The following is a 20,094-nucleotide window of genomic DNA, read 5'->3' as shown; positions in this document are numbered from 1 at the left end:
GCGGACTTGCAGCATATGCATCAAAAGCAATAAAGAAACAACACGAGCGCGGCTGCTCGTGACTACCAGGCTAGCGAGGATGTTCGATGGACATGGTGAATACCGGGATTGTCCGAGGGGTCTGGCGCGTGCTTGCGCTCTTGCTGCTGCTCGTGGCGGCGGACGGCTTGGCCGCCGAACCGGTACAGAAGCACCAGCGCGGCGAATTCCACTTCTTCACCGGGCCGGCGGCCGACTGGGTGGAGCTGCACAGTGTCGCGCCGGCCTGGGACGAAAAGCGCCTAGCCAGTGAGGGCATGCGCTGGCGCACCTGGCTGCTCGACAGCCAGTACGCGCGCTTTGGCGGCGAACGGCGGCGCTATTTCGACCATGTCTATGAAGCGACGTCGCCGTCGCTGCTGACCGAAGCAGGCAAGGTGGAAATCGACTACAACCCGGAATTCGAAACCCTGACTATTCACGAAATCAGCCTGCGTCGCGCCGGCGAATGGCTGCCGCGGCTCAAGCCCGATGCGATCACGCTGGGGCGGCGCGAGACCGAATTCGAGCGCGACATGGCCATGGGCTCGGTGTCGGCCCTGATCGTGCTGGACGATCTGCGCCTGGGCGACCTGGTGCGCGTGCGCTACACCGTCGCAGGGCACAACCCGATCATGGCCGGGCTGGATCATGTCGGCGGCACGTTTGCGCTGACCACGCCGCTGCTCGCGCGCCAGCTGCGCGTGCTGTTCGATGCGGATGCGCAGCCGCAGGAATACCGCGACGCGCGTGTCGCGCCGGCCCAGGTGGAGCGCACGGCGCGCTATCTGGCCTGGCGCTACCGCGCCGATGCAGTCGCCGCCGTGGTGCCGGAAGATCGCAACCCGGCCTGGTTTTTTCCGTATCCCTACGTGATGGTGAGCGAGCAGCGCAGCTGGGCCGATGTGGCGGCCTGGGCGCGTGGCCTGTATCCGCCGGCACAGCCGCTGTCGCAGGACTTGCAACAGCGCATTGCACAGTGGCGCGCGCTGCCCGATGTGCCGGCGCGCATCGCCGCTGCCTTGCTGGCGGTGCAGGAAGAAGTGCGTTATTTCGGCGTGGAGATCGGCGATAACACGCACAAGCCGGCCGAGCCGGCGGACGTCTGGAATCGCCGCCGCGGCGACTGCAAGGACAAGTCGCGCTTGCTGGTCACCCTGCTGGCGGCGATGGAGATCGAGGCCTATCCGGCCCTGGTCAGCGCCGGCAGCGGCAAGCGGGTTGCCGACACACCTGCGGCGGCGAGTGCGTTCGACCATGTCATCGTGCAGGTGCGCAACGGCAGGCAGCTGCTGTGGCTGGACCCGACCCAGGTCGGCCAGCGCGGCCCTGCGGCGGCGCAGGAAATCGGCGATTTCGGCTTTGCCCTGCCGATCGCTGCGGATACCCGCGCGCTGGTGCCGCTGGCGCGCAATCCGGACAACGCCAGCCGCTCGCGCGTGCTGGAACGCTATGTCGCCGAGGCAGGCGGCGAGGCGCTGGCGATGAGCGTGCGTTCGGAGTATTCCGGCATCGCCGCCAATAGCCTGCGGCGCGATCTGCGCGCTGCCGGCAGCGAACAGCTGGGGCGGCGCTATGCGGATTTCTATCGCCGCCGCTTCGCCGGGCTGGAAGTGGCGCAAGCGCTGAAAGTGGACGACGACGAGGGCAGCAACAGCCTGGTCGTCAGCGAAAGCTATCGCATCGTCAAGCCCTGGACGCAAAGCACTTCCGGCCGGCGCGCGCTGGACCTGAGCGCCGACAGCATCGGCGGCGCGCTGTCCCTGCCCGAGAGCCTGCGGCGGCAGACGCCGCTGGCGCTGAGCTTTCCCAGCGAGATCAGCCACCGCATCGAACTGGAGCTGCCTGCAGGCTGGCGCTGGAGCGGCGCGACGGCGCAGCGCAAACTGGACGATGCAGCGGCGACGTATCGCTACCGTTCCGGCGAGGAAAAAGGCAGCGTGTTTTCCGAAGAGAGCTTCGTGGCGCGGGAAGCCAGCGTCGGCGTCGAGCGCATGAACGCGCATCTGGACTGGCGCCGGCAGGCGCGCGAACAGAACCTGCAGCGCTGGGTGTTCAGCCTGCCCCCGGCCGAGGCCGACAAGGCGCGCAAGGCGCGCATGAACGATCTGTTGCGCGATGTGATGAACGACAACAAGAAAGCAACAAAGGAAAAAAATGAAAACTGAGCGTACAGGCTGGCTCGCTTCTCGCCTGTGCCGGGCGCTTGCCGGCGCCGTGCTGGCGCTGGCCGTGCCGGCAGCGCAGGCCGGCAACGACATCGACGCCGACTGGCGCGAGCTGTTCGCCAAGGGCGATGCGGATGCGATCTACGCGACCTATGCGCTGATCGGCGAAATCCAGACCGCCGACGGTGCTGCCATCGCCGATGGCTGTCGCGCCAAGGCCGCGGCAATCGCCACGGCGCTGCAGGTCAATCCGGTCGGACTGGGCCTGTGGTATGCGGCGCAGGAATGCGCGCGGTCTGATGGCGACGAGGCGCTGGCGCAAAGCCGCGGCGAACGTTTCGAGGCACTGCTGGCACATGCACTGGCGGGCCGTGCGCTGAAACAGGGCATCGTTCCGGTGCGGATCCTCAGCCTGTCCGATGCCGAGGCAGTCGTCTTCGCCACCGGCCGTGAAGTCCTCTATGAGATTTACGAGCCTTACGACGGCGGGCGCTATCTGGTCTACACGCTGGGGCTGTGGGACGCGAAAGATGCCCGCGAGACGCTGCTGCAATTCGACTACCTCGACGCGTACGTGCAATTGCAGCGCGAAAATCCACAGGCCGAGTTTCCCTACTTTCGCCGCGAAGTAGTGAAGGCCTGGCGCGATGCGGCAGTCACTAATTCGCCCGACGCGCCGCTGGCTCAGCTGCATCTGCTGGGTTCGGAAGATGAAGCCACGCTCAAGGCGATGATGGGCAATTTGCAGCGCAACGCCGCGGCAGGCCATCTGATGCCTGCCATGACGCTGGCGATGATCTGCGAGAAGCTTGCCTCGACATGCCGCGGCCAGGCGATCGATGCACTGTTGCCGCTGGCGGAAAAACGGTACGCCATGGCGCTGGTCACGCTGGCCTTCCTGTACCTGGGCGACGAAGGCAAGCGCGGCAGCCATGCCAAGGCGGCGAAAGCGCTGGTCGAGCAGGCCGACCAGCGCCTGGGACAGGCCCAGGGCAGTCTGCTGTTCGGCGTGCTGGGCGAACTGTCCGGGCGCAAGTCGGCGTGGGCCCTGGTCGAAAAAGACCTGGAAAAAGCCGCTGCGGAAGGCAATGCCAAGGTTGCCGTGATGCTTGCCGCACGGGCGGCGGACCGCAACGGCGGCGTTCTGCAAGGCGTGCATCTGCGACGTACGATCAGCGCGGCGGAGGCCGGCATGCCGATCGCGCAGAACCTCTACGCCAGGCACTTCTTCGCGCGCACCGACGGCGCCCAGGCATCGCTGTGGTTCGGCCGCGCCGCGGAAAGCGGAATGGCGGCAGCCCAGCGCTCGGTCGGGTCCGTGCATTACTTCGGCCTGGCCGGCGTCAAGCAGGACAAGGTGCTCGGCCTGAAATGGCTCAAGCTTGCCGCCCATGGCGGGGAGGCCATGTCCAGCACGGTTGTCGGTCAGGACTATCTTGAGCAGGGCGACGACCTGGCCACGCTGCTGCATGCCCAGGGCTGGCTGCTCAGCGCGGTAGTGGCCGGCGATGAGCAGGGCGGCACGGCGCTGGCCGGGCTGTACGAGCGCGACGTCGAGGGCCTGAACGGTGGACCGGCACAGGCGGCCATCCTGTACGCCGCCATCGTGCAGGACCACGACAGTGCCGTCGCACGCCGCGCCTGGGCGGAACTGCTGTATGCCGGCGCCAGGGACGTACCGCAGGACAAGCCCAAGGCCGAGTCACTGCTGCGTGGTGACGCGCAAAAGGGCGTGGTCGAATCGCAGCTGTCCCTGGCCAAGATGCTGATTGGATCGGCCGGTACGCAACAGCAGTCGCCCGAGGCGATGGAGTTGCTGCGCAAGGCCTATGCGGCAGGCAGCAAGGAAGCGGGCAATGCCCTGGCGACGGCGCAGTGGTACGGACTGGCGACGGCGCCGCAGCCCAAGGCCGCGCGCAAGTTGTGGGCAACCTTGCTTGCGACCGGCCCTCATGCCGAGACGGCCAACAACTTCGCCTGGGCGGTATGTACTCCTGCCGATGAGGCCTTGCTCGATGCGTCGGCTGGCCTGGCCGCGATCCGTCCCCTCACGGCGGATGAATCTGCGCCGGCGCACTATGTCGACACCCTGGCCGCCTGCGAAGCGGCGGCCGGCGATTTCAAGGCGGCGGTGGCAACCCAGGAACGTGCCAATCGTCTGTTCGAGGCACGCAAGTCCGTTTCGGCGGAACTGGTCAAGCAACTGCAGCGACGGCTGGAGCAGTATCGCAATGGCAAGCGGGAGGCGGGCAGTGGAATCTAGCGACGCATATGTGCAGAAAAATGGAAATTGCCTTTTTGTCGGTTCGCGCAAGCGCTGGCGTGGCGTCAGGGCCGGCACGGTAGCGGTGCTGCTGTTCGTGGTTGCCGTCGCACTGCTGACCGGCTGCCAGAGCGCTTATTTCGGCGCACTGGAAAAGATTGGCATCGCCAAGCGCGAACTGCTGCTGGATCGGGTCGATGCAGCACGCGATTCCCAGGGCGAGGCAGAGCAGGCCTATGTCGATGCACTGACGGCGTTCCGTGCCGTGGTCAGCGTGGAGGCCGGCGAGCTGGAATCGGTCTATCTCAAGCTCAAGGCCAGCCACGACGAAGCCAGCGCACGCGCGCAGGCCTTTGGCGAACGTGTGGCGGCGGTGGAGTCGGTCGCCGACGCGCTGTTCAAGGAATGGGAAGGCGAGCTGGCCCAGTACAGCGATGCCAGCCTGCGCGCCAAGTCCAAGGCGCAGCTGGAACGCACGCGCAGCCGCTACCGCACGCTGGACCAGGCCATGCGCCGCGCCCAGGCCAGCTTCCAGCCCGCGCTGAAGGTGCTGGGCGACCAGGTGCTCTACCTCAAGCACAACCTCAATGCCGCCGCGATAGGCGCGATCAAGGACGAACTGCCGCGGCTGCAGGCCGACGCGGCCAATCTGCAGCGCGATGTGCAGAAGGCGACGGCCGAGGCAGACCGGTTCCTGAAGGAGTTTCGGGTCGAGGGGAATTGAATCGGCGGAAAAATTCGCTGTAAGCGCTTGAAATAGTGCAGGGCAGCCGCCCATGCCGGCCGTGCTGCCCTGCGAAAAAGTGCAGCGACAAGAGGTGGTGAAACGTATTTTCCTGCTCTACCGCTGAGCTACGTCCCCATAATGGCGGGGACGGCGGGAATCGAACCCGCGACCTGGACCTTCAGAGGGTGTAGTTCCACCGGGCATTCGCTGCGAAACGAAATCGTGCGGCGATATCCATCGATCGCCATGTAGTGGGTAGTCATGCCGCGACGGGAAATCCCGCCGCGGCGCTTTTGCGGTCTACAACTTCACGGCTGCGATGCGCTGCAGCCAGTCGCGCTCGCCATTCGCCGCATCGGCCAGCAGGTCGAATACGGCGTCGCTGAAGCCAGCGATGTGCAGTACATCGGCGCTGGTCCCGGTCTGGCTGGTCGCATACGGCTGCAAGTCGATGCAGACCAGCTTGGCGTTCGGGCAGCGCACCTTCAGCGCGTGCCACTCGCGCATTGTCGCGGTGCCGTTGCCGCGCCGGGTATCGGCCCAGGACTCGTTGTCCGAGACGATCACCAGCGTGTCGACGCGCGCACCTTCCTGGTTCAACTTCTGCACCGGTGCGCTGACCCGCGTTCCACCGCCACACAGCGCGGCCAATTGCCTGGCCTGGGTGATCACGCTGTCGCGCGCATTGATCACCGTGCTGCGCACTTCCGTGTCGAACGGCAGGATGCGGGCGGCCGGATTGCGCCGCTTGATGCAGGCTGCCACGAGGGCGGCTACGTCGACGCAACGCAAGGCCGAGGTGGCGCCTTTGCGATGCCCGGTCACGGGCGAGTGCATGGAACCCGATACGTCGATCGCGACCACCACATTGCCCGGCAAGGCCGGCGTATTCTCGGTCGCGATTTCCATCGCATCCTGCAACGCGTCGCGGATTGCCTGCGGCATGTCCGCGCTGGCCGCATTCCACGCGCCGAGCAACTGGTACGGGAATACACGCGCCTTGCGCACCTGTGCCGCATCGCTCAGGCCGGCTGCAATCTCCTTGGTCAATGCCGCGTCGCCGAACACGCCGTGGCGCAGGAAGGTATTGAGGTTCATGCGCTTGGTCTGCCACGAGGCGCGCCGGGCGATGGCCTTCCACTGCTGCGTATCCAGCGGCAGCGCGGTCAGGTACTGGAAATTCAGCTCCGGTACTTCACCTTGCCCCTCGCCGCGCTTGAACGCCTCGAAACGCTGTACCAGTTCCGGCAGGTTGGCGGCGTCATGCGGCTTGCCGATCAACCAGGCGTACAAGGCCTCGCGCTGCGCATCGGCGGGCTTGGGGTGGACCATGCGCACGATGTCGGCCAGGGACGGCTGCTGACCTATGGCCGCATGCAGGATCTGGTTGACGTCGGCCCGCTCCAGCCATTGCTTCACCAGCCGCTTGGGCCGCGAACCCAGCGACTTGCGCCCGATCGTGCCGCTGCGGACGATCTGGACGAAGTTGCGCAGCATGCGGCCGTTGTCGACCACGCGCTCGAACACCTGGACGCACAGCGCGCCGTCATGCTGCGCCAGCCAGGCCAGCAACAATGCCGGCATGTCTTTCATATGGCCGCGCTGGCGCGCATAGACCGCGGTCTTGGCGATGAACTCGGCCGGTACCTTGCCGCAGAGCTCCAGCACCTTTTCCAGTTGCGTCTGCGCATCGGCGTAGATGGTGCCGTTGAGGCAACCCGTCGCCGCGTACAGCGCCAGTGCGCCCTGCGGCGTGCGCTGGTAGGCGAGGCCGCCGGCCTCGTTGCGGGCATTGGCGGCGGGGACTTGCTTGCCGCGCTGGCTTTGGAACAGCTGGAAATTGGCCATGTCGTTCTCCGTGTTGGCGGGAGGGACAGGGCAATGGTTGTGCCAAGGCGACTGGCTTCCTGTTTTTTCTTTTGTAAACAGATTGTTGGGTGGATTTCTGGGCGGGTGGCGGAATTTGGTCATCTGCCGAAGCGAGATAAATTTCTCGTGTTCTTATCGCCAAGGATCGAGTGGCCAGTGGGTAAGACAGGCCGGCGCGCTTCCATGGCGGGCGGCGGTGGTTGCTGTGCCGTGCGGACAAGGATCAGCTTGGTACTGCAACTAAGTATCTTTGTTTATAAAGAGAAATAGCTATTCCCTGGCGGCCGTGGATCGGATTTTTCGCGGTCGCCGGTAATCTGGTTGGCGAAGAAAGCCGATGGCTGCGCTTTTGCGCGCTCCTTCCAGCCCTGGCAGTGCAGCCGCCGGGCCGGGTTGTCCCACCGTGACGGCGGCGCCGTGTGGGGTCACGACCTTTCGGCTGCCGCGTCGTTCGTGGCTGCGATGGCTCCCGGACAGGCTCGCGCCGGAACCATGCCGCGACGAGGCGACCGTCGTGGGTCGCCTGGCCCTGTCGCTGCTGGGCCTGGCAGGCCGCCGCAGCGGCATGGGCCGAGGCTGGGCCGACGTTGCCGCTGGTCTGGTGTCGAGCGCTGGACATACAGCCAAGTACGCTCCAGGCCGGGGACGGGCAGCGGGCGGGCTTCTGGCCTATAATCCGCGGCCCGCGACCGCCGGTCGGTCGCCACGCAGGCTAGCCTTGCGTCCCGGATTCAATCCCACGGAGTCATCCATGAGCATCGAACAGCTGGAAAGCATTGCCCAGGCGATGGTCGCCCCGGGCAAGGGCATCATCGCGATCGACGAATCCAACACCACGATCAAGAAGCGTTTCGACGGTGTCGGCATCGAGTGCACGGAAGATACCCGCCGCGCCTACCGCGAGCTGCTGCTGACCGCACCGAATCTGTCCGATCACATTTCAGGCGCCATCCTGTACGACGAAACCCTGCGCCAGTCCAGCCAGGCCGGCGTGCCGTTCACCAAGATCATGCTCGACCGCGGCATCCTGCCCGGCATCAAGGTGGACAAGGGGCCGCACGCGCTGGCCGGCTTCCCGGGCGAAGTGGTCACCGAAGGTCTCGACGGTCTGCGCGACCGACTCAAGGAATACGCCAGTCTCGGTGCCAAGTTCGCCAAGTGGCGCGCCGTGATCACCATCGGCGACGACATGCCCAGCTCGACCTGCATCGAAGCCAATTGCCACGCGCTGGCGCGCTATGCCGCGCTGTGCCAGGAAGCCGGCATCGTACCGATGGTGGAGCCGGAAGTGCTGATGGACGGCTCGCACGATATCGACGTCTGCTATGACGTGACCGAAGTCACCCTGCGTTCGCTGTTCGCTTCGCTGTACGAGCAGAATGTCATGCTGGAAGGCGCCATCCTCAAAGCCAGCATGGTTGTCTCCGGCAAGGACTGCCCGGAACAGGCCAGCGTCGAGGAAGTCGCCGAGATGACTGTGCGCTGCCTCAAGGCCAGCGTGCCGGCGTCGCTGCCGGGCATCGTCTTCCTCTCCGGCGGCCAGTCCGACGAAGCAGCGACGGCGCATCTGAATGCAATGAACCAGATGGGCCCGCACCCCTGGCCGCTGAGCTTCTCCTACGGCCGTGCCATGCAGTCGGCGGCGTTGAAGCTGTGGTCGCAGGACATGGGCAAGAACTTCGCCGATGCGCAGAAGACTGTGGCGCAGCGTGCACGGGAAAACGGCCTGGCTGCGCTGGGCCAGTGGAAGAAATCGGCCTGATCGGAACCGCTGTGGCCTGACCGCAGCGCACGTTCCGAACCCGCGCCCCCGGCTGTTGGCGGGGGCAGGGGAAATCGCCAGGCGCCAGCTGCGCCAGGACGAGAAAGGAAAAGCAAGACGCCGGCATCGTGCCGGCGTTTTTTATTTGTGGCGAAAGCGGCGATGTAGTTTTTGCATGATGCATGGTCGCAGGGCGCAATTTGCTTGCGCTCATCGCGCCCGACCCGGGGCGCGCCCTGCCCGAGTCGTGTCCTGCGCGAGCTGGACGTGCGTCAGCTGCACCGTGCCTGTGTAGGGTGCGATGAGCGTAGCGAATTGCACCGCCGGGAATTCGTGGCGGTTCGCGCCGCAAGACCCGGCGGCGCAATTCGCGGGCGCTCATCGCACCCTGCGGTCACGGCAGCAGCTGTATCGTGGCGCCGAAGATGCTCGACGCGTAGTTGTCGAACGCGTCGAACCAGGGCAGGCGGTTTTCCTCGCCGGGGCAGCCGCCGCCGTTTGCCACCGCGCTGATCGCGCCGGCTTCGGCACGCAGTACGCGGTGATAGCAGGCGCCGAACGGGTCCTTGTAGGCATAGTCCTGCATGCCGCGCTGGCTGGTGCGCGCCGCGAGCGAACCGTCGGCGGCGAACAGCAGCTCGCCGGCGTTGTCGATGCTGTTGGCCAGCTCCGCCTGGCGTAGCGGAAAACCGACAGTGCCGGCTTGCACGGTGCGGCCGAAACGCTGTTTCGCGGATGTCACCTGTTTGGCGCCGACGTTCAGTGCTTCATAGCGATAGGCAACCTCCAGCAACAGCACGCGCTCGTCGTTGAGGGCCTGAGTGCGGCCACCTGCTGCTATGCGCGTTTCGGTACTTACGCGCGTGGACTGGTCGATTTTCTGGCTGTACAGCGGTTCGGAAACGACAAACGCCTGCGCGTTCTCGAATTCGACGCGCTGCGTGATCGTGGTGGTGACGCGGCCGCGCGACGTGTCGACATAGCCGCTGAGCACGTGCTGCCGGTCCGAGGTCACGGTCACGCTGGCCACGATATTGTCGTCGGGGCCGCTGACCGTGCTGCTGACGTGCGGCGTCGGGTTCTGCGCCAGGGTGTTTTCGGTCAACGCACCGCCGACGATCGCTTTGCCCGCATCGCGGTAGACCAGCAGATTGGCCGCCATCGAGAAGCGTTCGCCCGCATTGAATACGCTGAGGGCAATGGTATGCAACTGGCCGTCGTTGAGCTTGGCGGCGAACGGCGTCAGATCGACGCGCCAGGGTTCGAACGCCAGGGTCTGCACGCCGGGAATGGGCCGCCATACGCCGGGATCGATCGCCCCCGTATACAGCCAGGGATAGACCGGCGCGACGCCGGCCGGCTCGCCGTCGATACGCACCTGGGTTTCGCGAAACGCGGTATGGCCGCAGGATTGCAGCTGTTCGCCCAGGTCGTCGGGTACGCAGGTGATCCAGAACTCGTCGTCGCCCTGGCTCTGGGCAATCACGTCGAGGAAGATGCGCTCGCTGTTACGCGGCAAGGTCAGCGTCTTGGAAAATTCGCCGTCGCCGCGAATGTCGGTTGCACCGCCGAGCGTGCCGCTGCTCAGCGGCAGGACCAGGTCGGGCCGCCGCGGCGGTGCCGGCCAGTTCGCTGCGGCGGGATAAAACAGGATCTGCCCGCTGCCATGGATGATGCCGGTATACGTATCGTTTACCACATTTCCCAGATCGATCTTGCCGCTGCTGGCCGTGGCGAGCAGGCTGGCGTAGTCGCTGATGTCACGTTCGATGCGCCAGCTCGGCGCCACCGCGGCCGAAGGTTCCTGGGTGGTGCCGAAGTACAGGTTGACGCTGCCGATCCAGATGTTCGCCGTGCGGTCGAACTGGCGCCCGGTCGTGACGGAAAAATCGGCCTGCAGCACGATCTTCGCGTACGGTCCGGGACAGTTCGGCGGTGGCGCGTAGGTAAAGTCGTGCAGGGAAAAGTCGTTGAACACTTCGTCGCTGTACAGCTGCACCACGCACGGCGTGCCGGCGGGGGGCGGAATCACCGGGTCGGCGACGACGGCGCCGCGCGATCCGACTTCCGGCGGATCTGCCTGGGCGGCGCCGGCCGCCGCCAGCAGCAGCCAAGGCAGGCAAATCGCGCCGCGGCGCAGGGCAAGGGCATAGGGCATGGTTGTCTCCGTATCGTTGGACTTCCCCTGAAGCGGTAAAAGTAGCATGTGCAGAAAAGTGCGCATGCGTATGTTTTGCCGCTTTGCACAGGCCGCAGGCGCAGGCCCTGGCTAGAAATGCGCCGCCACTTCGCTCACGGCAGCGACGACGGACAGTTCGCGCGCTTCGTCGATGGCGTTGGCATCGCCCGCATGCCAGGCCGCCGACAGCGCGCCGTAGGCGATGGCGTGATCGAGCATCAGCCGCGGCGATTGCTTCAGCGTGGCGCCGAAGGTGACGGCCATGAAGGCGATACGCGCGTGGTCCAGGCAGAGATCGGTGCGCTCCAGCGGATTGAAGAACAGGTTGGCCGCATCGAAGCCCGGGTCGCCGACCAGTCCCTTGGGGTCGATCGCCAACCAGCCGCGGCGGCCGTAGTAGATGTTGTCGTGATGCAGGTCGCCATGCAGGGGGCAGTGGGCCACCGGGCTGTCCAGCAGGCGCTGGGCAATCGCCGCGGCGGCGGGGTAGTGGCTGTTCCGGCCCGCATCGCGGTCGATCTGCGCTTTGTCGAACAGCGGCTGGAAGCGTTCGCGCAGCGGCTGCAGCTCGGCCGGCAGCGGTCGTGTACTGGGCGCCATGAGGCGCGCCAGCACATCGGCCGCGATTTCGGTTGCGGCGCTGTCGCCGTCGCTGGCGATCACCGCACTCAACGGCCGTTCGCCGGCATATTCCAGCAACAAGTTCGGCCCGGCGGCGCGCAACAGGCGTATCAGGCCGAAACCCTGGCGCCAGCGCAGCAGGTATTTGCCGCGTAACTCGTCTTCCACGCCCAGCGGTTTGAGCGCCTTGAGCACGGCCGGGCGGCCGTCTTCGCGCAGCACCTTCCATACCCGGCTGGTCGGCGTATCGGCAAGCAGTTCGGCGGCCTGCAGCTTCCAGCGTACGGGCAGGATGGGGCGGCGGCTCAGCGTGCCGGTGTTCAAGCGGCCAGTGCCTCGCGGTACGCGTTCAGAGCGGCCTTGCCGAAACAGCAGAACACGATGCGCTGCAGCGAGCCGGGTTCGGCCTCGGCGCAGCGCGCCGCCGCTACGGCAATGGCGACGGCCTGGTCCAGCGGATAGCCGAAAATGCCGCAGCTGATGGCGGGGAAGGCGATGCTGGCCAGGCCGTGTTCCTGCGCCAGGTTCAGGCTGTTGCGATAGCAGGCGGCCAGCAGGGCCGGCTCGCCCTTGCTGCCGCCGTACCAGACCGGTCCTACCGTGTGGATGACATGCCGCGCCGGCAGGCGGTAGCCGCGGGTGATGACGGCCTCGCCGGTGGGGCAGCGCACATAGGGGTGGATCATCGGCAGGGCGCGGCATTCGTCCATCAGGCCCGGCCCCGCGGCGCGGTGGATGGCGCCGTCCACGCCGCCCCCGCCGCTGAGGCTCTGGCTGGCGGCATTGACGATGGCGTCCATGGCCAGGGTGGTGATGTCGGCTTCGATGGCTTCCATGGCGATCTGCATCGGGTACTCCGGTATTGCCCTGTTCCTGCGCCTGGCGGCGCTGGGGCGATGGTGCACTGGCGGCGCCGCCGCGCCTAGACCTTGGTCGGGGGCATTACTGAACTGGCCGGTATTGATAAATACCTGCCTAGGCAATAATGTATGCGGCAGTCATGAATAGCCCCGATCCCCGTGCCAACTTCGCCTACCCGCTGCTGGATGTGACGCGGCTGCTGCGCAAGCATTTCGACCGCCGCGCCGGGCCGCTGGGCCTGACCCGAGCCCAGTGGCGCGCCATCAAGAGCATTCACCGCCACGAAGGCATCAGCCAGAAGGCGCTGGCCGAGCTTCTGGAGATGGAACCCATCCCGGTCGGCCGCGTGATCGATCGCCTGCAGCAGGCCGGCTTCGTCGAGCGCCGTGCCGACCCCGCCGACCGCCGCGTCTGGCGCCTGCACACCACGGACAAGGCGCACGGCGTGCTCGACGACATGGAAATCATCGCCAGCGGCCTGCGCGACGACGCCCTGGCCGGCATTGCCGACGCCGAGCTGATCGCCTGCATCGCCACCCTCGACCGCATGAAGCAGAACCTGCTCGCGCTCGAAGAAACCTCTCCCAAGAACAGCAACCCAGACTGAGCCACGCCATGACTGCCAAGACCGAAACTTCTGCGAACGCCGCGCCCGCCGCGCCGCGCAAGCGCTCCAACACCTTGCTATGGATTGCCGGTCCGGCCCTGGTGCTGGGCGTGGCCGGCTGGCTGTATTTCACCGGTGGCCGCTTTGTCGGCACCGACAACGCCTATGTACAGGCCGACCAGATCACCATCTCGCCGCAGATCGGCGGCCGCGTAGTGGAAGTGCTGGTGCGCGAGAACCAGCCGGTCAAGGCCGGCGAACTGCTGTTCCGCATCGACCAGGAGCCGCTGCAGATTGCCGTGGCGCGCCTGGAAGCGCAGGCCGATTCCGTGCGCAGCCTGCTCGACGGTGCGCGCAACGGCTACCGCGGTGCCGAGGCCGATCTGCGTTCGGCCCAGGCCGACATGGAACACGCCCAGCAGCAGTACACGCGCGTGCAGGATCTGCGCAAGCGCGGCCTGGTCGCGCAGCAGGCGCTGGACGATGCAGCCAATACCGTGGCCAGTACGCGCGGCAAGCGCGATTCGAATTCCGCCGCCGTGGCCAAGGCGCAGAGCACCCTGGGCGGCCTGCCCAGCGCGAGCAACGAATCGCTGCCGGGCTACAAGCTGGCGATGGCGCAGCTGGCCCAGGCCAAGCTCGATCTGTCCCACGCTGAGGTACGCGCTCCGGTCGACGGCGTGATCGGCAAGACCGATCTGCAGGTCGGCGAATTCCTCAGTGTCGGTCAGCCGGCGATGCCGCTGGTAGCCACTGCGACACTGTGGGTGGAAGCCAATTTCAAGGAAACCGACCTGACCAATGTCAGCGTCGGCCAGTCTGCCGAAATAGCGATCGACACCTATCCGGGCAAGCACTGGAAGGCCAGGGTGGCCTCGATCAGCCCGGCCTCGGGCGCGCAGTTCGCCGTGCTTCCGGCGCAGAACGCCACTGGCAACTGGGTCAAGATCGTGCAGCGCATTCCGGTGCGCCTGGCGCTGGAACCTGCCGAGGGCGCGCCGACCCTGCGCGCCGGCATGAGCGCCGAGGTCGAGATCGACACCGGTGCCGAACGCGCACGCTATTCGCACTTCTTCGGCGGCCACAACGCCGAGGCACCGGTCGCCAGCCGCTGATACGAATCCACATTGGATAAAGTGCAATGAGTGCTGCAACAAGTCATCGCCAGGTCTCCAATCTGCCGCTGCTGGTGGCCTCCATCATGCTGGCGACGCTGATGCAGGTGATCGACACCACCATCGCCAACGTCGCCCTGCCGGACATGCAGGGCTCGCTGTCGGCCACCCAGGACCAGGTGTCCTGGGTGCTGACCTCCTACATCGTCGCTGCGGCCATCGCCACGCCGGCGACCGGCTGGCTGGCTGCCAAGCTGGGCCGCCGCCGCCTGCTGGCGTTTGCCATCGGCGGCTTCACGATTGCCTCGATGCTCTGCGCCGTGGCCGGCGACATAGGCCAGATGGTCGGGTTCCGCGTATTGCAGGGCCTGTTCGGTGCAGCGCTGGTGCCGATTTCCCAGTCCACCCTGCTCGACGTATTCCCCAAGGAAAAGCACGGCGCCGCCATGGCGATGTGGGGCATGGGCGTGATGATCGGCCCCATCCTCGGCCCGCCGCTGGGCGGCTGGCTGACCGATCACTACAGCTGGCACTGGGTGTTCCTGATCAACCTGCCGATCGGCATCGCCGCGCTGATGGGCGTGCTGGCCAGCGTGCCGCCGGACGAAGCGCACGACTACCGCTTCGACTGGCGCGGCTTTCTGCTGCTCGCCGCCGGCGTCGGCGGCCTGCAGCTGATGCTGGATCGTGGCGAATCGCAGGACTGGTTCTCCGCGCTGGAAATCCAGCTCGAAGCGGGCATTGCCTTCCTCGGCTTCTATCTCTACTGGGTGCACTGGCGCACGGCCGAGCGGCCCTTCCTCGATCTGGGCCTGCTGCGCGACCGCAGTTTCCTGTCCGGCAATATCTTTATCTTCGTGATCGGCGTGGTGCTGTTCGCCACCATGGCCTTGCTGCCGCCGTATCTGCAGAGCCTGATGGGCTATCCGGTGGTGACCACCGGCCTGCTGATGGCGCCGCGCGGCGTCGGTACGCTGGTGGCGATGCTGTTGGTCGGGCGTCTGCTTGCCCGCGGCGTGGATGCGCGCGCACTGATCTTCACCGGCCTGATGCTGACGGTTGTATCGTTGTGGCAAATGGCACATTTCAGCGCCGACATGCCGTCCGGCCCGGTGATCTGGGCCGGCGTGATCCAGGGGCTGGGCCTGGGGCTGGTCTTCGTGCCGGTATCGACCATGGCCTATGCCACGCTGCCCGGGCCGCGCCGCACCGAAGCGGCCGGCATGTTCAGCCTGACCCGCAACCTCGGCTCCAGCATCGGCATCTCGCTGGTGATGACAGTGCTGTCGCGCTCTACCCAGACCAACCATGCGGAGCTTGCTTCGCGCATCACGCCTTACGGTCATACGCCGCTGCCGGCGGGCATCGATCTGCACTCCGTGGGCGGCCTGGCTGCACTGAATGGCGAAGTTTCCCGTCAGGCTGCCGCAATTGCCTTCCTCAATGACTTCTGGCTGATGATGATCCTGACCGTTGCTGCGATACCGTTGCTGCTGTTGTTCCGGCGTCCGCGCCGCGACGCTGCACCGGTCCCCGCCGCCGCAGCGATCGATCATTGATTCACTCGCCGGCAACGCCCGGTGCGTAGGATGGTCGCGGACTGAGCCATTGCGCTCGGTGCCGGTTGTAGCGGAGTGCCGCTCCGCGACCATCACCCCGTCCCGCGCTTCTGCAGGGGCGGACAAGGAAACCCGAAAGATGCGCCAGCGTTACCCGTCAGTTGTCCTCGTTTTCGCCTGTCTGAGCCTGGCTGCGTGCAAAAGCCAGGACCAGGCCAAGGCCGCCACGGTCGCGGCGCCGGCCAAGGTGACCGCGCAAGTCGTGCAACTGCAGCCCTGGTCGGATGTGATCGAAGCCCTGGGTACGGCCCGGGCCAACGAATCGACCATTCTCACCGCCAAGATCACCGAGACCGTGCGCCGGGTTAACTTCAGCGACGGCCAGGCGGTACAGGCCGGCGACGTGCTGGTCGAACTCACGTCCAGCCAGCAGGCCGCCCAGCTCAAGGACGCCCAGGCCATGGCGAAAGATGCTGATCGCCAGTACCAGCGCCAGCAGGATCTGGTGAAGCAGGGCACCGTGTCCAAGGCCTTGTTCGACACGGCACAGGCCTCGCGCGACTCCAACAGCGCCAAGGTCGATGCGATCCGCGCGCAACTGTCCGATCGCGTCATCACCGCACCGTTCAGCGGCGTGCTCGGCCTGCGCCGGGTCAGCCCGGGCACCCTGGTCACGCCCGGCACCGAAATCACCACGCTCGACGATGTCGACCTGATCAAGCTCGATTTCTCCGTGCCGGAAACCCTGCTCGGCGCGCTGCAGACCGGCCAGGAAGTACAGGCCACCACGGCGGCCTGGCCCGAGCGCACATGGCAGGGCAAGATCAGTTCGATCGATTCGCGTGTGGACAGCGCCTCGCGCTCGGTGCTGGTACGCGCGGAAATCCTCAATCCCGAGCGCGTGCTGCGCCCGGGCATGCTGCTGTCCGTAAAGGTGTTCCGCGCACCGCGCGACGTGCTGGTGCTGCCGGAGATTGCGCTGGTCCAGGTCGGTACCGATGCCTACGTGTTCCGCATCAAGCCCGACGACAGCGTGGAGCAGGTACGCATCGTGCCCGGCGCACGCCGCCGCGGCGAGATCGAAGTGCGCGAAGGCCTGCAGGCGGGCGACCGCATCGTGCTCGACGGCACGGTCAAGCTGCGCAGCGGCGCGCGCGTCGCCGTGGAACAGCGCGTTGCGGCCACCACCGCTCCTGCCAGCAACTGAGGAGAGCGCCATGCTGCTTTCCGACGTTTCGGTCAAGCGCCCGGTCTTTGCGACGGTGTTGTCGCTGATCCTGCTGGTGCTCGGCCTGATCGCGTTCACGCGCCTGCCGCTGCGCGAACTGCCGAATATCGATCCGCCCATCGTATCCATCGACACCACGTATACCGGCGCTTCTGCCGGCGTAGTGGAAACCCGCGTGACCCAGGTGCTGGAAGATGCTGTCGCCGGCATCGAAGGCGTGGAAACGGTGCAGTCGTCCAGCCGCAACGGGCGTTCCAGCATCACCATGGAATTCACCCTGAGCCGCGACATCGAAGGCGCCGCCAACGACGTGCGCGATGCGGTGGCGCGCGCGTCCGACCGCCTGCCCGAGGAAATCGATCCGCCGCAGGTGGCCAAGGTCGAAGGCGATGCCGACGTCATCGTCTGGCTGAACCTCAGCTCCACCAACCTCGACACCTTGGCGCTGACCGACTATGCCGACCGCTACGTGGTCGACCGCCTCTCGTCCATCGACGGCGTGGCCCAGGTGAATATCGCCGGCGGCCAGCGCTATGCCATGCGCATCTGGATCGACCGCAAGGCCATGGCCGCGCGCAACCTCACGGCCAACGACGTGGAAGCAGCGCTGCGCCGGGAAAATGTGGAACTGCCGGCCGGCCGCATCGAATCGGATACGCGCGACTTCACCCTGCGCGTCTCCCGCGACTACCGTTCGGCCGAAGATTTCGCCCAGCTGGCGATCAACAAATCCGAGGACGGCCATGTCACGCGCCTGAGCGAAATCGCCAAGGTCGAACGCGCCTCGGAAGACCGCCGCGCCTATTTCCACGGCAACGGCAAACCCATGGTCGGCCTGGGCATCGTCAAGACGTCCACCGCCAACAGCCTCGACGTGGCCGACCGGGTGAAAGCGGAAATGGCGCGCATCCAGACCTCGCTGCCCGAAAACACCACCATGGGCGTGAGCTACGACTCGACCATCTTCATCGACGCGGCCGTGCACCAGGTCTACAAGACCCTGGGCGAAGCGGTGCTGCTGGTGCTGGTGGTGATCTTCCTGTTCCTGGGCAGTGCACGCGCCGCGCTGATTCCGGCCGTCACCGTGCCGGTCTGCGTCATTGCTGCATTTCTCGGTTTGTATATCTTTGGCTTTTCCATCAACCTGCTGACGCTGCTGGCGCTGGTGCTGTCGATCGGACTCGTGGTCGACGACGCCATCGTCGTGCTGGAAAACTGCCAGCGCCGCGTCGACCTGGGCGAGCCGCCGCTGATCGCGGCGTACCGCGGTTCGCGCCAGGTCGCTTTCGCCGTGATCGCCACCACGGCGGTGCTGATCGCCGTATTCCTGCCCATCGCCTTCATGGACGGCAACAACGGCCGCCTGTTCCGCGAACTGGCGGTGGCCGTGGCCGGTGCCGTGGCGATTTCCGCCTTCGTCGCGCTGACCCTGACGCCGATGATGTGCTCGCGCCTGCTGCGCGCGCACAAGCACGAAAAAGGCTTCGTCGCCTGGACCGAACGCAGCCTGGGCGCGTTGAGCCGGGGCTATCGGCATGCGCTGGACCGCAGCGTCGGCCATCCGCTGCTGGTCGGTGCGGCGCTGCTGCTGGCCGTGGCCGCCATCGGCGTGCTGTTCGTGCAGGTGCCCAAGGAGCTGGCGCCGCCGGAAGACCGCGGCGCATTCTTCACCATGGTGCAGGGCCCGGAAGGTGCCGGCTTCGACTACACCGTGCAACAGATGAAAGAAGTGGAAAAGCGGCTGATGACGCTGTCCGGCGACAGCAGCCCGATCTTCCGCATCAACTCGCGCGTGCCCGGCAGTTGGGGCCGCAGCGAGGAAATGCATACCGGCCAGGCGACGGTACTGCTCAAGCCCTGGAACGAACGCGACAAGACCACCGCGGAAGTGGTGGAGCAGGCGCGGGCGCTGTTGATCGATATCCCCGGCGTGCGGGCGATTCCGCAGATCCGCCAGGGCCTGGTGCGCTCCGGCGGCCAGCCCATGCAGATGGTGCTGGGCGGTCCCAGCTACGACGAACTGGTCGAATGGCGTGACCGCATGCTCAAGCGCATGGAAGCGAATCCGCAGATGTTCGCGGTCGATTCCGACTACAAGGAAACCCGGCCGCAGCTGCGCGTCAGCATCGACCGCTCGCGCGCGGCGGACATCGGTGTGTCGGTCGACGACATCGGCCGCACCCTGGAAACCATGATGGGTTCGCGCCGCGTCACCACGTTTGTCGATGGCGGCGAAGAGTACGACGTGATCCTGCAGGCGCAGGACAGCGACCGGCGCAGCCCGACCGACCTGACCAACCTCTATGTGCGGGCGCGCAGCGGCCAGCTGATTCCGCTGGCCAACCTGGTCACCCTGAGCGAGCTGGCCGAGCCGGGCACCCTGAACCGCTTCAACCGCCTGCGCGCGATCACCCTGTCGGCCGGCCTGGCGCCGGGCTATCCGCTGGGCGAGGCGCTGGACTGGATGCGCCAGGCCGCGGCAGAAGAACTGCCCGATACGGCGCAGATCGACTACAAGGGCGAATCGCGCGAATTCCAGAAAGCCGGCGGCGCTGTCGCGTTCACCTTCGCCATGGCCTTGCTGATCGTGTTCCTGGTACTGGCGGCGCAGTTCGAAAGCTTCGTGCATCCGCTGGTGATCATGCTGACCGTGCCGCTGGCGGTGCTCGGCGCCTTGCTCGGCCTGTGGCTATGGGGATCGAGCCTGAACCTGTTCAGCCAGATCGGCATCGTGATGCTGATCGGCCTGGCGGCGAAGAACGGCATCCTCATCGTCGAATTCGCCAACCAACTGCGCGACCAGGGCCGCAGCGTGCGCGATGCCATCCTCGATGCCTCGGCCATCCGCCTGCGCCCCATCCTGATGACCTCCATCGCGACGATCACCGGCGCCGTCCCGCTGGTGCTCGCCTCCGGCGCGGGTGCGGCCAGCCGCGTCACCATTGGCGTGGTCGTCGTCTTCGGCGTGACCTTGTCCACCCTGCTGTCGCTGTTCGTGGTGCCGGTGTTCTATCTGCTGCTGGCGCGCTTCACCCGCTCGCCCGAGGCGGTTGCGCGCGAGATCGAAGAGCAGGAAACGGCCCATCCGGATGCGGAAACCGCCTGATCGAAGCGACC

At 66.3% G+C, this 20,094-nt stretch carries 13 protein-coding genes; 9 read left to right on the top strand and 4 right to left on the bottom strand.

Annotation, left to right across the window (positions count from 1 at the left end; translation table 11 throughout):
• Nucleotides 1–128: 128 nt before the first annotated feature.
• Genes DFR29_RS19585 through DFR29_RS19575 form a run of 3 tightly spaced genes read left to right on the top strand, consistent with a single transcriptional unit; the run spans nucleotide 129 to nucleotide 5,173 of the window.
• On the top strand, nucleotides 129–2,186 hold the full coding sequence (locus tag DFR29_RS19585) for a DUF3857 domain-containing protein (protein ID WP_166654216.1): 2,058 nt from the start codon (nucleotides 129–131) through the stop codon (nucleotides 2,184–2,186).
• On the top strand, nucleotides 2,176–4,449 hold the full coding sequence (locus DFR29_RS19580; protein ID WP_133820327.1) for a tetratricopeptide repeat protein: 2,274 nt from the start codon (nucleotides 2,176–2,178) through the stop codon (nucleotides 4,447–4,449). The genes DFR29_RS19585 and DFR29_RS19580 overlap by 11 nt, the downstream gene beginning before the upstream one ends.
• Nucleotides 4,439–5,173, top strand: coding sequence for a DUF2959 family protein (locus tag DFR29_RS19575; protein WP_208113659.1), 735 nt, complete (start codon nucleotides 4,439–4,441; stop codon nucleotides 5,171–5,173). Before DFR29_RS19580 ends, DFR29_RS19575 begins: the two co-directional genes overlap by 11 nt.
• A gap of 303 nt (nucleotides 5,174–5,476) precedes the next feature.
• Here the strand turns inward: DFR29_RS19575 and DFR29_RS19570 are convergent, their stop codons facing one another.
• A complete protein-coding gene (locus DFR29_RS19570) occupies nucleotides 5,477–7,024 on the bottom strand; it encodes a vWA domain-containing protein (protein WP_133820325.1) in 1,548 nt (515 codons plus the stop codon).
• Between the two features lie 772 nt (nucleotides 7,025–7,796).
• Between DFR29_RS19570 and DFR29_RS19565 the strand changes: the two genes are divergently transcribed.
• Nucleotides 7,797–8,807: a class I fructose-bisphosphate aldolase gene (locus tag DFR29_RS19565; RefSeq protein ID WP_133820324.1), complete on the top strand. Its 1,011-nt coding sequence runs from the start codon at nucleotides 7,797–7,799 to the stop codon at nucleotides 8,805–8,807.
• 394 nt (nucleotides 8,808–9,201) lie between these two features.
• Here the strand turns inward: DFR29_RS19565 and DFR29_RS19560 are convergent, their stop codons facing one another.
• From DFR29_RS19560 to DFR29_RS19550, 3 genes are all read right to left on the bottom strand, one after another.
• Entirely contained in the window at nucleotides 9,202–10,965 is a 1,764-nt protein-coding gene (locus DFR29_RS19560; RefSeq protein WP_166654215.1) for a peptide-N4-asparagine amidase, read from the bottom strand.
• A gap of 111 nt (nucleotides 10,966–11,076) precedes the next feature.
• Complete coding sequence (locus tag DFR29_RS19555) at nucleotides 11,077–11,916, bottom strand: aminoglycoside phosphotransferase family protein (protein WP_133820440.1); 840 nt, start codon at nucleotides 11,914–11,916, stop codon at nucleotides 11,077–11,079.
• A gap of 11 nt (nucleotides 11,917–11,927) precedes the next feature.
• Nucleotides 11,928–12,455: an O-acetyl-ADP-ribose deacetylase gene (locus tag DFR29_RS19550; protein WP_133820322.1), complete on the bottom strand. Its 528-nt coding sequence runs from the start codon at nucleotides 12,453–12,455 to the stop codon at nucleotides 11,928–11,930.
• Between the two features lie 152 nt (nucleotides 12,456–12,607).
• On the opposite strand from DFR29_RS19550, the gene DFR29_RS19545 reads away from it, so the two are divergent.
• From DFR29_RS19545 to DFR29_RS19525, 5 genes are all read left to right on the top strand, one after another.
• On the top strand, nucleotides 12,608–13,075 hold the full coding sequence (locus tag DFR29_RS19545) for a MarR family winged helix-turn-helix transcriptional regulator (RefSeq protein WP_133820321.1): 468 nt from the start codon (nucleotides 12,608–12,610) through the stop codon (nucleotides 13,073–13,075).
• A gap of 8 nt (nucleotides 13,076–13,083) precedes the next feature.
• Complete coding sequence (locus DFR29_RS19540) at nucleotides 13,084–14,190, top strand: HlyD family secretion protein (protein ID WP_133820320.1); 1,107 nt, start codon at nucleotides 13,084–13,086, stop codon at nucleotides 14,188–14,190.
• A gap of 26 nt (nucleotides 14,191–14,216) precedes the next feature.
• Nucleotides 14,217–15,749, top strand: a complete 1,533-nt coding sequence (locus DFR29_RS19535; protein ID WP_208113658.1) for a DHA2 family efflux MFS transporter permease subunit — start codon at nucleotides 14,217–14,219, stop codon at nucleotides 15,747–15,749.
• A gap of 139 nt (nucleotides 15,750–15,888) precedes the next feature.
• Nucleotides 15,889–16,956 carry an efflux RND transporter periplasmic adaptor subunit gene (locus tag DFR29_RS19530; RefSeq protein WP_133820319.1) on the top strand — a complete coding sequence of 356 codons (1,068 nt, stop codon included), beginning with the start codon at nucleotides 15,889–15,891 and terminating at the stop codon, nucleotides 16,954–16,956.
• A 10-nt stretch (nucleotides 16,957–16,966) separates the two neighbouring features.
• The gene (locus DFR29_RS19525; protein ID WP_133820318.1) at nucleotides 16,967–20,083 is read left to right on the top strand and encodes an efflux RND transporter permease subunit; all 3,117 of its coding nucleotides are present in this window, start codon (nucleotides 16,967–16,969) and stop codon (nucleotides 20,081–20,083) included.
• The last annotated feature ends 11 nt before the right edge of the window (nucleotides 20,084–20,094 follow it).

Source organism: Tahibacter aquaticus (assembly GCF_004363655.1).
GTDB classification, from domain to species: Bacteria; Pseudomonadota; Gammaproteobacteria; order Xanthomonadales; family Rhodanobacteraceae; genus Tahibacter; species Tahibacter aquaticus.
The sequence above is the reverse complement of the archived record's forward strand: the minus strand, read 5'-3'. Positions and strand labels throughout refer to the sequence as shown.